Raw genomic sequence first — 13,646 nt, 5'->3', positions numbered from 1 at the left:
GGGCGGGGGTCACAGGAGGGGCTGGCGGCTGACGAAGACCGCCTGCAGCACGCCGCGGCGCACCCAGACCGTCAGGGGCCACTCGGTGCCGCCCTGCTCGTGGACCATCTGCCAGCCGTCGTCCTGGAGGAGGTGGGTCTGCCAGCCGTACTCCTTGACGGCCTGCTCGCGGCTGTCGAAGGGGCCGGTGAGGACTCGGCCGCTGCCGATGTGCTGGCCGTTGACGCCGACGAAGCTGACGGCGAACCGCTGCGCGTTCACCAGCAGCAGCTCGCCGAGTGCGGCTCCGGCGCTCTGGGTGTCCGCGTCGGGCAGTGCCTTCAGGTGGAGGGCGATGGCGGCGAGCATCGTGACGACGTCGGCGCCGTGCTGGCTGTGCTCGCCTTCGGCGGTGGAGTCGTAGACCAGGCCGTCATGGTTCGGGCTGTCCTCGTGACCGCGCACGATCCGCCAGCCGTTGACGTCAGCGAGGCGGGTGGGCAGCTCGTGCTCGTCGGAGACGGACAGGTGCGAGCCGTCGGGCAGGTTGACGTAGATGACGTACTGGCTGCCGGCGGTCTCGATGTCACAGGGGAGCCCGGACGCGCGCAGGGGCAGGGTGACGGTCTCGTACTGCCGCCACAGCGCCTGCCATTCGCGCTGGCCGGTGCGGCCGTGGTCGGGAGGGGGTGCAAGGTTCATCATGATCTCCAAGAGGTGAGTCGTACCGTACAGAGTTGTGGCACATTTCAGAACCGGGGGGCGGGGTTTCGTTCCGCCCACCCGGCTCGGTCGACGTCAACCCGCGTGTGCGGGCTGCAGGGTCTCGGTCATGGCGTGACCGGGGGTGCCGCATCCCAGGTGGCACGGCAGGCCGTTGGCGTGGTGCCCCCAGCAACTGCAGTGCTTGCAGTCGGCGGACAGCCCCGCCGCCTTGATCACGCCCCGCAGGTGCGCCATTTCGGCCGCGTCGCGGGCCGCGCGCTCCCGCTCGGCCTTCTCCACCTGCAGCGTGAGCAGGTTGGCGTGCCGATCGAGGCGGTCGGCCAGTCGGCGGGCTTCCTCGGCGATCCGGCGCGCCTGGTGGGCGGCGTGGCGGTCGTTTGCGCGGTCCAGCCAGAACTGGGCGCCGCCGGCGCGGGCGAGGAGCTGGTCGGCGAGCTGGTCGCGAACGTGCTCGGCGCTGCCGAGGCCGTCCAGGTACGCCTCGGCGCGGGCCTGGTCGTCGCGGTCGGCGATATCGGCGAGCAGGGAGTCGACGGCCTTCGGTTCCTCGCGCCAGGCGTGGGCCAGGCCGATCAGGACGGGGATGGCCTGCGCGGCGGAGTCCAGGACCAGCTGGTCCTTGCCCTCGCTGCGCGGGGTGGGCAGGTGACCCATACGGTACCTCCAAGAGGTGTGGATCGATCCAAGGGTGTGGCACACCTTGGCCCGGGCGGCGGTGTTGCCCGCCGCCCGGGCCGGGGGGTCAGGCCGTGTGAACGTCGACGGCCAGCGGGAAGCCGAGCGCGACGGCGACCTGCCGGGCGCGCTCGATGCTGGCCGCGTAGCGGCCGTCGGCGTACCGGGGGGCGGCTTCGATCGCCGTGCCGTTGCCGTGGAACTCGCCGTGCGCCTCGGTGATGGCGACCGGCCAGGCGGCGTCGAGGAACCCGACCACCTTCGCGGACTCGACGACCAGGACGTCGCCGTCGCGGATGCCGTCGCGGCACTGGGTCGCGTCGTACGCGTCGCGGGTGTCGCCGTCGAGGTAGTGGACGGCCGGCTGCTGGTTCATATGGTTCTCCTTGCGCTGTCGTGGGGTGGGCCCGTTCCGCCCTCCCCCTGCTGCTCTTATTCTACCTTCTTGCGTATGGGGGTCAAGATTTTTTTCCGGGGGGATCGCCGTCGCGGACCCTCTCGCGGCCCTGGCGGGCCAGCTGCCGGGCCAGCGTCCGGGCCGCCTCCACATCCCCCGGTCGCTCGTGCGCGGCCTGTCGCGCCGCGTTCAGGTCCGCCTGGAAGCCGCGCAGCCAGTCCTGCTGGGCCAGCCGATCCGTCTCCGCCTGCTGGCGCTCGCCAGCGGCCCGCGCAGCGCGCGGGTTGGTTCCGCATCCGCGACAACTGGCAGCCGGAACGGCGTGCTTGGGGCAGCCGCGAGACTCCCCTGCGGCGTCAGCCGCGGGGGTAGGGGGGAAGGAAGGACAGAGGAAGGACTAGGAAAAGAAGGGGTTCCACCCGTGGAACCCACAGGGTTCCCGCCGTGGAACCCACTGGGTTCCACCGGTGGAACCCTGCCCGGCTCCTCATCAGGGTTCCACGCGTGGAACCCTGCCTCTCTCACGCCCTCGCCGGCCGCCAACGCCCGTGCGTCGATGTCCTCGTGCGTCATCGCGGGCTTCGACGGGGCCGCGCGAGTGACGCCCGACCGCGCCTTGCGCGGGTTCTTCGGTGCCGCGTCGAGCGCCGCGAAGCGGGCGTCCAGGTCGTCGTTGGACGGGATCGGGGGGACTCCCAGGGGGAAGACCCGGTAGGTGGCACGGCGGCCCGCCTTGCCGACCTCCAGGCGCTCTATGAGGCCCTTGGCGACCAGCTCGGTGACGATGGTCATCGTGCGCTTCTCCCCCACGCCGGTCCACGCGCGCAGCCGGCGGTGACCCGGCCGGGAGATGCGCGTTTCGTCGTCGGCCGAGTCGCAGATCTTCATCAGGGCCAGCTTCTGGCCCTGGTTCACCACGTCCTCGGGCAGGTACGCGGCGACGACCATCAGGTGAATGGACAACGGAAGTTCCCTCCACGGGCGCCGCCGCCCACCCCCCGGCAAGCGGGGCGGGCGGCGACAGTCCGATCAGGCCTTGAAAGGCCGCACGATGATGGTCCTGGGCGTGGTCTGGGCGCTGCGCTTCTCTGGGACGGCCAGGCCCGCCGCCTTGAGGTTGTCGACCATGCGCTTCTCGTCGGGGACCATCGGCACCGTCAGGCCCGCCTCCTCGTGCACGTCGACCATCGCCTGCAGGTCGACGTCCCACTTGGCGTTGTTGCCGCCCCACGCGAGCTCGTTGCCGCCGTAGACGCCCGCCAGCGAGGTGTCGATCTTCGCGCGGGCGAGCTTCTTGACCTTCTTGCCCTCGGTCTCCAGCTCGTGCCCGCGCACGTAGTCGGCGAGGGCCTGGGCGCGGTCGGCGTCATCGTGGATGAGCACCGTCTGCACGGGCGTTCCGGGCGGGTTAGGCAGACCCCAGCAGGCGGTGACGAACGGGCAGTAGTCGCACATGGCGTCCACGCCCGGCCCGTCGAAGTCGCGGCGCGCCTCCTCCGGGCTGTTGAGCTCGCGTACCCGCTGAACCCACCAGCGGGCGCGGGTGGCCTCCATCGGGTCGAACGCGAACTCCTCGATGTGCTCCTCGCCGTTGTCGCGGTTGACGAAGCGGAAGCGGATCCGGGCGACCTCCAGCGGGCCGAGCTTGGCCAGGTACCGCTGGCCGCGCACGTCCTCGAAGCCGACGGTGCGCAGCAGGTCCGCGTACAGGTACACCTGGCGCAGCTCGGCGGCGGTGGGCCCGTAGCGGCGCACCTTGTCCCACAGGAACGTCGTCTTGGTCTTGACGTCCTCCACGGTCACCCCGTTGGCGGCCACCACCTTGGGGCGGTGGCGGGCGGGAACGCGGGCGGCGGTCGCCGCGTCGAGCTGCACCGCGTCGATGTGGCCACGGATGGTGTCGTCGCCGACGGCGCGCTCCACCAGCCAGCCGTACTCGGTGCGGGCCGCGCCCAGCAAGCCTTCGTGGATGTAGGTGCCCAGGATCGCGGCGCGCTTGTCGGACTCGTCGGTCGGGGCGGTCCCGGCCACGATGTAGGCGGCGCGGCGCTCGCACACCGTGTCCGAGGCGCCGAGCTGCCGCTGCAGGGAGCGCGGCCGTCTGGCGTCGACATCGTGCGCGGCTGTCCACAGGGACGGTGTGGTCGTGAACTCCACAGGCTGTGCGGTCATCAGGTACTCCAAGGTCGTGGGGCGGGCCGGGCCGTCGAGCCCGGCCCGCGGGGGCAGGTCAGGAGCGGGCGGCGGCCGGCTTGGCGGTCGTGCGCTTGGTGGTGCGCTTGGCGGCGGCGCGCTTGGCGGGGGCCTTGCGGACGGGGCGACGGTCCGGGTCGGGATCGTCGTCGGGCTCCTCGTCGCCCTCTTCGTCCCCGCGCTCGACGGCGGCCCGCAGCCGCTCGGCATCGCTCACCGGTCCCTGGCCCATCTCGGTGCGCGGGTTCTCGAGCTCGGCGACTTTCCGCTCGATCGCGGCGCGGATCGAAACGACCTCGTTGCGGGTCAGGCCGGCGTCGTCGGCGGCCGCGTCCCACCACAGCTCGCGCAGCTTCTCGACGTCGCGCAGGTCCTCCACGTCGTTGTCGTTCAGCCACGCCTGCACCCGGTCGCCGACCAGGGCGGGCATCTGGCGGGGCTGGGAATCCACCGAGCAGCCGAGCCGGTTGAAGACCAGGTCCTCGATGGAGAAGTCCGGCAGGTCCAGCGGCTTGCGGTCCTCGACGCGCAGCTGCAGCGAGCGGGCCTTGATGACCTGCGGGACGCGGCCGCGGCGCATCCGCACCCACACCGAGCAGTCGAACGCCAGGTCCTTCTGCGCCTGGACCTTCCACTCGCGCAGCACGCGGCCGCGGTTGTCCTTGACGGGGTTGCCGCCCTCGTCGATGGCGGTGATCTGCTTGCCGCGGGCGGTGATGATGGCGATACCCGGGAAGGTCTGCAGGAGGTGGATGACCTCCATCCACCGCTCGGTGGCGTCGTTCCACAGGTTCATGCCGACGTCGATCGCGGCGTCCGGGTCCTCCTGCAGGCGCTGGGAGTTGCTCTTGCCTCGCCGGGCCCGCTCGCTGGTCCAGGTCTTGAGCATCCGCCACAGCGAGGTGCCGGAGTCGACGGACAGCACCACGGGCGGTTCGCCGGCGGCCGCGGCCCGCCGGGCTTCCAGGTACACGGCCCGGATCTGCTCCAGGATGTCGCGGTAGGTGCCGTCGTGGTCGATGATCTCGTAGTCGGCACCGGGGATCGCCGCGTACTCGTCGGCGCTGCCCTCCGCCAGGTCGACCCAGTACATCTGGCCGATGCGCTTCGAGGCGGAGAACTCGGCGGCGCTGTAGGTCTTGCCGCTGCCCTCCTCACCTTCGATGAGGATGAGTGGCCACGGCACGACGCCGGTTGGCTTGCGGGTCTTCAACTTGATGCCCATCAGGGCTGCTCCAAGAGGTCGTTGGTCTCATTCGGCGCGCAGGGTCCGGGTCTCGAACAGGGCCGCCCACTCGGGGCGGCGTTCGATCAGGAGCCGCACGTAGCGCGACCGGAAGTTGTTGTTGAGCCGGAAGACATCGCCTCGGGTGGCTTCGCCGTAGCGCCAGCGCAGGAGCTCGAAAAGCATCCCGATGCCGACGCGGCGGAACCCCTTGGCGACGCAGTCGCCGGCCAGCGCCTCCAGCTGCTGCAGCACCCACGGGTTGAGGTCGTTGAACGCCTCGAACCGCTCCTGGATGGACTGGCCGGGTTCGACGGCGGGCTGCTGGACCAGCTGGATGTCGTCCAGGCCGGGCAGTTGCTGCTGATGAACGGGCACAGGACCCCCGAAGTGCGGAAACCATCCGAATGGTGTGGCACATCTTTCACGAAGGGTCCAACATGATCAACCAGCGCACTGCACCGAAGGCCCGACCCAGCGGTCGGCGAGCGGGCCGTAACTGCGATGTCGCGCATCGCTCCTCCAAAGACAAAGGGCAGCGGCGCCATCCGGCGCCGCTGCTCTTATTTTAGCCTCTTCGGGGGTCGGTGTCGAGTGACTTTCCGCAGGTCAGACGGCCTTCGCGGCGAGCCCACGCGGCACGATCGACGAGCCGGGACCGTCGTAGCGGCCCTGCCGCAGCGCCGCCTCGATCTGCGGCACGATCGCCCACATCACGGAGCGGGACTTTGCCCGCAGGTCCGGGGCGGCCTCGATGAGCGTGTCCAGGAGCCACAGCGGCGACCCCGACAGCTGGTAGTCCGCCGGCGCGAACCGGCCCTGCCGCACCACCGCCGACAGGTTCTGCTGGCTGGACAGACCGAACAGCTGCGTCGTCTCCTGCAGACCCAGCAGCGGCGGCACTTCCTTCACGCTGCTCGCCCACACGCCGGGCTCCTGCGCGGCCACCAGCTGGTGCAGGACGCGCCGGTCCAGCTCCTTGGGTCGAGGCTGCGCCTGACCGTACCCCTGCGCGAACGACAGCAGCCAGTACGGCGACCCCGACACGATCACCGCGTGCTCGTAGCCGAGCACGCCTCGCCCCACCCACTGCGTGACCTGCGTCGCCTTCACCCCGTACAGCGCGGCGAACTCCTGCCGGCCGACCAGGAACGGCTTCTTGGACACCGCCGACCCCCTCCTCTCCCTCACGTATGCCTCTAGATTACAACCAGTGTGGGTGAGGGCTCCTGGGCGCTAACTGTCCAGCTGGGGAGACGGAGCCCGCCTCGGAAGCGTCGTCCGGGGCGCGTCTCCAACGACGCCGGACTCGTCCGAGAGACGCCGCTCGATGTCCTCGGTCCACTCGTAGAGGGTCCCGCGGCCATCGCGGACCCATCGAACGCCGGCGACGTCGCTGAAGAAGATCGGCACAGGGGCGGGCTGCAAGAACTCGCCACCAATCCCGTGCCCGCCCAGACAGTTGGCTTTGGACTGGGGGGCGACCATCCCGATCGCGATATTGCCGCGCGGCTCTCCGTATGTCTCCGGCATGTAGACGGCCACTTCGAAGACCGGGCTGTCGCTGTTGTTCTGCACGAAGTACGTGAGGTCCTGGCGGGGGTAAGGCATCGAGTGATCCAGTACCTCCACCAGTTCGCCCCAGGCAGAGACCATCCCCGCGTACTTACGGCGCTCCTCCACCAGGCGCTCGGCGTTCGCCCTGTGATCGTTGCGCAGCACCCTGATGCCGACCCAGAGGGCCCCCGCCGTGGCGAGGGCGCTGAGCGACGAGGCCAACACGTTGATCTCTTCCATTGTCACAACCTGAAGCGTAGGCGGCTGATCGGACCCCAAGTGGGTGATTTCGCCGACTGCTACGCTTGGGGCTCCAAGAGGTCGAGACCCCCACCGCACGCGGTGGGGGTCTTGGTCTTTCTGCGCCGGCCGGGCTACGCGGCGAGGTCGTACTGTGGCGGCCGGGCGTAGCCCAGCAGCCACCCGAACTTCGGCGACACGTACTGCTCGGCCAGGCGGAACACCGCGTAGTAGCAGAACGCGGCCAGCGGGGTCAGCACCCCGGCCAGGGCCTGCGCGTCCAGGTCGAGGCCGTACCGGGCGGCCAGCGCCACCAGCCAGGCCACCAGTGCCGGGACGCCGGTGCGGATGAGGGACACGAACAGGTTCACGGGGACTCCTTGGGTTGGCGGGCGATCGCGGCGTTCGCCCAGAACATGACCTCTTCCAGGCGGTACAGGGCCGCCTGCTTCTCCGCGCCGGAGGGAAGCTCGTTGTGGAGCATCAGCGCCAGTTCCAGGCATCCGGACCGGACGTCCTCGTGGGCTTGGCGGCGCTTGTCGGTGACGGCCGGGTGGAAGGTGAACCGGCGGATGACGTCGGCGGCGTCCACGGCTGTCACTTCCGGCCGTAGGCGAGGTTGTGCAGGTAGGCCCAGCCCTTCGGCCCGATCGCCGAGTCTTTGGGCTTGCCCTTGGCGCGGAACTGCGGGTGCGCGGCGAAGAACTTGCGCACGCCGCCCTCGGTGCGCGTCCCGTAGTGGTCGGACAGGTCCGCATCGCTGATGGTCAGGAACTTGGCCGCGCGCAGGGCCCTCTGCAGGGGCTTCGCCGACGGCCGCGACTTGCCCGGGGCCAGGCCGACGGGGAACGCCGGCGGCACGTACGGCTTGGAGGCGGGCGGCTTCGGCGTCGCCGGCGGCTTGGGCGTCGCGGGCACGCCCGCCCACTTCTTCCAGTCGGCGACCGAGTCGAAGTGGCAGACGTTGACGTCGGTGTGGTTCTTGATCCCGTACTGGTGGATCACCCACGAGTGCTGGATGCGCGGGTGGCCGGCCGGGGCGTTCGGGTCGGCGATCCACAGGCCGTCGCCGCACTTCCCGGTGGTGTCGCGGTTCTTCCAGTAGTCGAGGTTGCAGTAGAGGATCACCCGCAGGCGCGGGCGCAGCTTCTTCACCGCGGCGAGGAACGCGTCCTTGTCCGCGCACGACGGGCGGGTCCCCGAGGTGGTCGTCTCCCAGTCGCACGCGAGGACGTCGCCGTCCTTGGGGTTGGCGCAGCGGATGAAGTACTCGGCCTGGGCCTGGATGTTCCCGGGCCACAGGAAGTGGTACCAGCCGATCGGCTTGCCCTTGGCGCGCGCCGCCTTGGCCTGCTGGACCCGCTCGGGGTTGGCGTAGGTGCGGCCCTCGGACGCCTTGATGATGACGACGTCGACGCCGTCGAGGTTCGGGTGGGGCTGCAGTGAGCTGATGTCGATGGCTTTGATCATGTCGTTGCCCGGTGCTTCTCCCCCGCGCCGGACGGATGGTGCTGTGACGGGCGCAGGCCCTTACGGGCCTGCGCCGATCCTGCTGGTGAGCCACAGCTGCACCAGGCCCAGCAGGAACGGGGCGACGAACACCGCCACCAGCCACTTGCGGGTGTTGGCGGCCTGCTGCTGGTCGGCCTCGCGCTGCCGGATCGCGGCCGCCAGCCCCTCTTCGAGAGCCTGGATCCGCTGGATCACCAGTCGCTGGTCGGCCTGGTAGACGTCCTTGGTGACCATCTGCTCGAAGCGCAGGCCCTGCGCCGCGAGGTCGCCGCGCAGGTCGTCACGGAGCTGCTTGATGCCGTCGCTCTGGTCTTCGCGGAGTTGCTGCAGTGTGCGGTGCAGCTCCCACAGGGTGGGCTCGGCGCTCGGCGGCTGGGTCACCGCACACTCCTAGGTTGGCGTGCCCCGCGCCGTACTCGATCTTACGGGCACGGGGCGACGCCTCGTCAGTCGGCGGGGTGGACGTTGCCCGGGTCCCGCCACGCGGCCGCCACGGCGGTCGGGACCGCGCCGAGGGCCTGCAGCCACGCGTTGGCGGCCGGTCCCTCGCCGGCGGCGTCCGCCAGGCCCTGACCGGCGTCCAGGACGGTCCCGATCCACGGGTCGACCGGTGGGATGACCGCGCTGTCCCAGTGCTCGTTGAACGCGGCCATGGCCTCCTCGCTGGTGGCCTCCGTGCCAGTCTCGCCGCACTGACCGCACGTCCACGAGAAGCCGGACGGGTCCGGGCCGACGATCGTCACCTGACGTGCCATGGTGTGCTCTCCTTCCCTGTCACAAGCTGTATTGGACGCCGTTGAACGACAGCCACGGCGGCATGTCGGTGGAGTTCGGGCCGACGATGCCCACGGTGCCGTCGCTGTCGAAGTCGATCTTCAAGGACGGCTTGATGGACGCCGACAGTGACGCGGCCGCGGTGACGGTGCGCCGCGAGGCCGGCCGGGCGTTCGTGGGCAGCGCGGCCGAGAACGGGTTCGCCCCATTGGGCAGGGCCCCGGCGGTGTAGGTCATGGTCAGGCCGCCACGCCACTGAACGAACCTCGTGCCCAGCAGGTTGATCACCCGATACTGCAGGGTCCCGTTGGAGTTGCCGTTGTTGCTGTACCCGGTGGCCAGGGCCGGGGTCGTCCAGTCCCTGATGACGGACAAGCCGGCGCCGTTGATGGTGAACCCGGTGGAGTCCAGGCCGATGCTGGGCGTCTCGCCCGAGTAGTCGCCGACGTAGAAGCTGCCGTCCAGCAGCGTCATGAAGAAGGCACCGGCCATGAGGTCCACGCGCGGGATGGCCCCGCCGGGCTCGCCCGCCCTCATGTTGAGCTGGGCGCGGCCGTTCCCCGCGTCGGCCGTCCACAGCTCCACGGTGGGGATGCGGCGGAACTCGCCGTGCGCGAGGTACTGCTGCAGAACTCCCGGGGAGACCTCTTCGGCGAGGCCGGAGTACCAGACGACGCCCGGCGGGTACGTGATGACTCCGTCGCCGTTGTCGTTGCCCAAAGGCGTCGCCGGGACCATCTCCACGCGCTGCCCGGAAGCGGCAGTGCGAACCTTCGCGCCGGTGACGGTCTTGCCGTCGACGGCGTCCGCCGCCAGCAGGGCTGCGGTGATCGCCAGGGCCTTGATGTGCGTGGCGTCGATGGAACCCGCTGCAATCTTCGACGCCGTGACCGCATTGGCGGCGAGCACATCGGATGTAACGCCAAGGGCCTTGATCTGGGCGGCGGTGATGCTGTTGGCCGCGATCCGGTCGGCAGCCACAGTGCCGACCGCGAGCCGGTCACCGTTGATGGATCCGGCGACGAGCTTCGGGGTGGTGATCGCCCCGTCGGCGATCATCACACCAGGCAGGACTGGACGGACCGCCGCGTTGTCCCACCACACCGTGCCTGCGGTGCTGTTGAAGGTCTCCACGACGATGGCCGCCCGAAGGGCCCCCGGCGGCGCAGTGACGGTCCCCGAGGCGCGCTGCCAGGTCGGCCCGAGGACGGGCGATGCCACCACGACCGTGCCCCAGGAGAACATGCTGCCCGAGGCGTCGATCCAGCCCGCGTAGAACTTCAAGGACTGGCCTGCCCAGTTCGCCGAGGCCATGTAGTCGATGGCCAGGTACAGCTGGTCACCCGGCAGGACCGCGAACGAGGTCAGGGTCAGGTTCTTGGCGGTCGCGGTCGCCGCGGTGGCATCGACCTTGAGCGACTTCGGTGAGCCGTTGCCGATGGTGTCGACCGACCACCCCGGGCGGGCGGCAGCGGCCGCCGCGGTGACGGCGCCCTCGAAGCTGGGGTCGGGCAGGATGTTGGAGCTGCCGACCACGGTCAGCTTGTCTGCCGTGACCGCACCCGCCGCGAGCTCCACCGCGGTGACCGCGCCAGCGGCGAGCTCCCTGGTGGTCACGGCGTCAGCGGCGATCTTCCCGGAGCTCACCGCACCGTCCGCGAGCTTGCCCGTCGAGACGGCCGCGTCGTGCAGGTGCTCCTCTTGGACGGCATTGCCGGCCAGGGCGACGCTGCCGACCGCCCCGGCCTCGATCTTCGCTGCGCTGACCGCGCCGTCGACGAGGGCGAGTTCGTCGATGATGCCGTCGAGCACGGCCTGGGCGACCACGGGGGCAGGCCCGGCCGGTCCCGCAGAGGCCGACGGCTCGGAGGCGGCACCGGAGGTGGTGACGCACACGAGGCGCACCCACAGCGGGCTGTCCGTCGGCACGGTCAGCGAGCCGCCGGAGGTGGAGTAGAACGCGGAGAACAGGGTGCCGTCGTCGGGGAAGTCCGGTGCGGTCGAGAAGTGCACCTCGACGTAGGCGAAGTCGGCCGGGGCCTGGCTGCCGTCGGCGAATGCGCCGTTCCAGCCCACGGCGACACCGCCGAGAACGCTGGCGACCGTGGGCGGGCCCGGTATGGGTGGGGTGGGGCCGTTGACGGCCGCGACCGCGAGCGTGCCGTCCGGCTGCAAGCCGATGCTGCCGCGCACGGTGCCGGCGTTGTCGTACACGGCGATGGCGCCGTTCTCGATCGAGGAGTTCGCCAGGCGACTGGTGCGGGACAGATCCCGCACCAGCCGCTCCAGGTCGGCGATCCTGCCCGCCAGAACGGCGAGAGTGTCAGCCAAGGGTCAGCCTCCGTAAGTGAAGGAGTCGGCGCGCGCCAGGCGCACCGTCATCCGCTCCTGCTGGTCCCCCTGCGCCGGCGTGAGCGTCCAGCCGGTCACTCGCGCCCAACCGTCGTAGTCGGTCCACTGGTCGTGGACCTGCACCCACACGTCGTCGCCCACCCCGAACGACCCGAAGCGGGCCGCGGGGTGGTCGATGATGTCGAGCCGCTGCACGTCGCCCCGGATCTGGCGGGCGATCCGCTCGGTGCGGGCCTTCGCCGCGAGCTGGTCCGTACCCTTCACCGCGGGCAGGTCCATCACCTGCTCCAGGCGCAGCCGCCCGTCACGGACCGCGTCGATCGCGCGCAGCCGGGCCCGGCCCTCACCGGAGCCGAGCGCCACCACGACCTGCGCGTAGGTGTCGCCGTCGTAGAGGACCGGCTCCGGGTCGGCCACGTTCACACCGGTCGTGAACGACACGTCCGTACGGCGGGTACCAAGGCGCGGCCAGCCGATACGGAACCGGCGCTGCGGCACGTCACCGGCCCACTCGACGTGCTCGGTCCACTCCGGGCCGCCGTCGACGCCAGCCGCGTCGACGACCATGTCCGCCAGGGTGCGGGTCTCCCACCAGCCCGAGGAGTACGGCTCAGCCGGGGTGCCGATCTTCGCCTTGGAGGTGGTGCCGTCGACGAGGACGCCCAGGTTGCCGTCGGCCTGCTCCTGGCAGTACGCCCACACGTCCCGCATCACCTTGCACGGGTCGCCGTAGGTGTACGGGCCGCGCGCGTTGAGGTTGCCGTGCACGTCGTGGCGGCGCGCCAGGTACGAGGTGAACCCGGAGGCCTCGATCGGGTACTTCCCGGCCTCCGGCTCCGCCCGCCAGATCAGACCGCCCCACATCAGCTTGGAGTCCCGCTCGGCGAAGATCAGCGTGTTGCCGGGGTCGACCATCGTGCCCAGCACGTGCGCCAGGTGCGGCTGGAGGGTCGCCGTCAGGCTCCCCGGCCCGGACAGCTCCGGGCCGTAGGCGACATCCGACAGCGGCAGGTCCCACGCCAGGACCTGCCCCGACAGCGCGTGGCACGTCAGGTAGCGGTAGGAGTGCACGTCAGAACACGCCCTCCTCGAACTCCACGTCCGCGATCGCGGTCGTGGCCGTGTCCGCCTGCAGCGTTCCGGCTTCCGCGCTGTCCAGGGAGACCAGGGCCTGCAGGAGCTGCGTGGTGCCGCGCATGGCGGCGGGCACGGTGATGGTGTCGGCGGAGATCAGCTGCACGCGCTGGGAGCGGTCGCCGCTGGTCGTCGGGCCGGTGTCGTAGTTGACGCCCTGGCCCTGGGAGCTGCCCAGCTTGAAGGCCGCGTGCCCCCACACGCTGCCCGAGACGACCTGCACCGCGGCGACGGTGAAGACGATGCGGGCCCGCACCGCCCACACGGGCACGGCGATGTTCCACCGGGCGGCCGGCGGCCACGACACGTACGTGCCGTCCTTGTTCCCCGCCCAGTTTTGGTCGCCGCTGGGGGAGGCGGTGTAGATCTGCCGGTCCCGGCGCGGGTTGGCGATGCCCCGCAGGTCGGTGATCATCGCGTCGGTGATGGTGGCCGTGTTCGGCGGGATGGCGATGCGGGCCAGCGGGATCGCGCTCATTCCGGCCGGCGGCTGGGTCGCGGTGCTGCTGACGTTGGACACGACGTGGAAGTAGCCGATGTCGTCGGTGGCCGGGTTCAGGTTGCCCTCGTACTCGGGATCGAGCACGCGCAGCACCACCATGTCGAAGCGGCCGGTCGCCCCGGTCGGGGCGATGTTCACCGTGGCGGAGCCCACGTTGTACTGCGTGTAGGAGCCCTGGCCCGGCGCCGCGCCCCGGACCACTCCGGAGCCGTCGGCAACCTGCACGCCCGCACCGGGCGTGGTCAGCTGGGAGACCTTCAGGTCGTTGTACTCGGTCACGCCCTGGGACCCGCGCGACAGGTCGCGGATCATCATGCGCATGGTGCGGGCGGGGTGGGTGCCGCCCTTGACCATCATCGGGGGCTGGATCAGCGTCATCG

At 70.7% G+C, this 13,646-nt stretch carries 17 protein-coding genes; all 17 read right to left on the bottom strand.

The window, feature by feature from the left end; all coding sequences use genetic code 11:
- Positions 1 to 9: 9 nt before the first annotated feature.
- The gene (locus tag AB0F62_RS24535; RefSeq protein ID WP_361802907.1) at positions 10 to 681 is read right to left on the bottom strand and encodes a hypothetical protein; all 672 of its coding nucleotides are present in this window, start codon (positions 679 to 681) and stop codon (positions 10 to 12) included.
- A gap of 96 nt (positions 682 to 777) precedes the next feature.
- A complete protein-coding gene (locus tag AB0F62_RS24530; RefSeq protein WP_361802904.1) occupies positions 778 to 1,359 on the bottom strand; it encodes a hypothetical protein in 582 nt (193 codons plus the stop codon).
- Between the two features lie 88 nt (positions 1,360 to 1,447).
- Positions 1,448 to 1,756 carry a hypothetical protein gene (locus tag AB0F62_RS24525; protein WP_361802901.1) on the bottom strand — a complete coding sequence of 103 codons (309 nt, stop codon included), beginning with the start codon at positions 1,754 to 1,756 and terminating at the stop codon, positions 1,448 to 1,450.
- Positions 1,757 to 1,966: 210 nt separating this feature from the next.
- Positions 1,967 to 2,740 (bottom strand): hypothetical protein, encoded by a 774-nt coding sequence (locus AB0F62_RS24520; RefSeq protein WP_361802898.1) that lies wholly within the window; start codon positions 2,738 to 2,740, stop codon positions 1,967 to 1,969.
- Positions 2,741 to 2,806: 66 nt separating this feature from the next.
- Positions 2,807 to 3,949, bottom strand: a complete 1,143-nt coding sequence (locus AB0F62_RS24515; protein ID WP_361802895.1) for a PD-(D/E)XK nuclease family protein — start codon at positions 3,947 to 3,949, stop codon at positions 2,807 to 2,809.
- 58 nt (positions 3,950 to 4,007) lie between these two features.
- Positions 4,008 to 5,195 (bottom strand): AAA family ATPase, encoded by a 1,188-nt coding sequence (locus AB0F62_RS24510; protein ID WP_361802892.1) that lies wholly within the window; start codon positions 5,193 to 5,195, stop codon positions 4,008 to 4,010.
- Between the two features lie 27 nt (positions 5,196 to 5,222).
- Positions 5,223 to 5,573, bottom strand: coding sequence for a hypothetical protein (locus AB0F62_RS24505; protein ID WP_361802889.1), 351 nt, complete (start codon positions 5,571 to 5,573; stop codon positions 5,223 to 5,225).
- A gap of 231 nt (positions 5,574 to 5,804) precedes the next feature.
- A complete protein-coding gene (locus AB0F62_RS24500; RefSeq protein ID WP_361802886.1) occupies positions 5,805 to 6,362 on the bottom strand; it encodes a hypothetical protein in 558 nt (185 codons plus the stop codon).
- A 69-nt stretch (positions 6,363 to 6,431) separates the two neighbouring features.
- Positions 6,432 to 6,992 carry a hypothetical protein gene (locus tag AB0F62_RS24495; protein WP_361802883.1) on the bottom strand — a complete coding sequence of 187 codons (561 nt, stop codon included), beginning with the start codon at positions 6,990 to 6,992 and terminating at the stop codon, positions 6,432 to 6,434.
- Positions 6,993 to 7,126: 134 nt separating this feature from the next.
- Positions 7,127 to 7,363 (bottom strand): hypothetical protein, encoded by a 237-nt coding sequence (locus AB0F62_RS24490; RefSeq protein WP_361802880.1) that lies wholly within the window; start codon positions 7,361 to 7,363, stop codon positions 7,127 to 7,129.
- The gene (locus tag AB0F62_RS24485) at positions 7,360 to 7,584 is read right to left on the bottom strand and encodes a hypothetical protein (protein ID WP_361802877.1); all 225 of its coding nucleotides are present in this window, start codon (positions 7,582 to 7,584) and stop codon (positions 7,360 to 7,362) included. The genes AB0F62_RS24490 and AB0F62_RS24485 overlap by 4 nt, the downstream gene beginning before the upstream one ends.
- A 5-nt stretch (positions 7,585 to 7,589) precedes the next feature.
- Positions 7,590 to 8,462 (bottom strand): GH25 family lysozyme, encoded by an 873-nt coding sequence (locus AB0F62_RS24480; protein WP_361802874.1) that lies wholly within the window; start codon positions 8,460 to 8,462, stop codon positions 7,590 to 7,592.
- A gap of 60 nt (positions 8,463 to 8,522) precedes the next feature.
- Positions 8,523 to 8,885, bottom strand: coding sequence for a hypothetical protein (locus AB0F62_RS24475; protein WP_361802871.1), 363 nt, complete (start codon positions 8,883 to 8,885; stop codon positions 8,523 to 8,525).
- Between the two features lie 65 nt (positions 8,886 to 8,950).
- A complete protein-coding gene (locus tag AB0F62_RS24470; RefSeq protein WP_361802868.1) occupies positions 8,951 to 9,259 on the bottom strand; it encodes a hypothetical protein in 309 nt (102 codons plus the stop codon).
- Positions 9,260 to 9,278: 19 nt separating this feature from the next.
- The gene (locus AB0F62_RS24465) at positions 9,279 to 11,609 is read right to left on the bottom strand and encodes a hypothetical protein (RefSeq protein ID WP_361802865.1); all 2,331 of its coding nucleotides are present in this window, start codon (positions 11,607 to 11,609) and stop codon (positions 9,279 to 9,281) included.
- A gap of 3 nt (positions 11,610 to 11,612) precedes the next feature.
- Complete coding sequence (locus AB0F62_RS24460) at positions 11,613 to 12,701, bottom strand: hypothetical protein (RefSeq protein WP_361802862.1); 1,089 nt, start codon at positions 12,699 to 12,701, stop codon at positions 11,613 to 11,615.
- Between the two features lies 1 nt (position 12,702).
- Positions 12,703 to 13,644, bottom strand: coding sequence for a hypothetical protein (locus AB0F62_RS24455; RefSeq protein WP_361802859.1), 942 nt, complete (start codon positions 13,642 to 13,644; stop codon positions 12,703 to 12,705).
- Between the last annotated feature and the right edge of the window lie 2 nt (positions 13,645 to 13,646).

Source organism: Streptomyces sp. NPDC026673 (assembly GCF_040638135.1).
GTDB lineage: Bacteria > Actinomycetota > Actinomycetes > Streptomycetales > Streptomycetaceae > Actinacidiphila.
This window is presented reverse-complemented; position numbering and strand designations above follow the sequence as displayed.

What these genes read in the sequence shown, in the direction of transcription:
- AB0F62_RS24455 (WP_361802859.1), bottom strand. Translation starts at nt 13,644, where the DNA reads ATGACGCTGATCCAGCCCCCGATGATGGTCAAGGGCGGCACCCACCCC.
- AB0F62_RS24470 (WP_361802868.1), bottom strand. Translation starts at nt 9,259, where the DNA reads ATGGCACGTCAGGTGACGATCGTCGGCCCGGACCCGTCCGGCTTCTCG.
- AB0F62_RS24495 (WP_361802883.1), bottom strand. Translation starts at nt 6,992, where the DNA reads ATGGAAGAGATCAACGTGTTGGCCTCGTCGCTCAGCGCCCTCGCCACG.
- AB0F62_RS24535 (WP_361802907.1), bottom strand. Translation starts at nt 681, where the DNA reads ATGAACCTTGCACCCCCTCCCGACCACGGCCGCACCGGCCAGCGCGAA.
- AB0F62_RS24510 (WP_361802892.1), bottom strand. Translation starts at nt 5,195, where the DNA reads ATGGGCATCAAGTTGAAGACCCGCAAGCCAACCGGCGTCGTGCCGTGG.
- AB0F62_RS24480 (WP_361802874.1), bottom strand. Translation starts at nt 8,462, where the DNA reads ATGATCAAAGCCATCGACATCAGCTCACTGCAGCCCCACCCGAACCTC.
- AB0F62_RS24515 (WP_361802895.1), bottom strand. Translation starts at nt 3,949, where the DNA reads ATGACCGCACAGCCTGTGGAGTTCACGACCACACCGTCCCTGTGGACA.
- AB0F62_RS24525 (WP_361802901.1), bottom strand. Translation starts at nt 1,756, where the DNA reads ATGAACCAGCAGCCGGCCGTCCACTACCTCGACGGCGACACCCGCGAC.
- AB0F62_RS24530 (WP_361802904.1), bottom strand. Translation starts at nt 1,359, where the DNA reads ATGGGTCACCTGCCCACCCCGCGCAGCGAGGGCAAGGACCAGCTGGTC.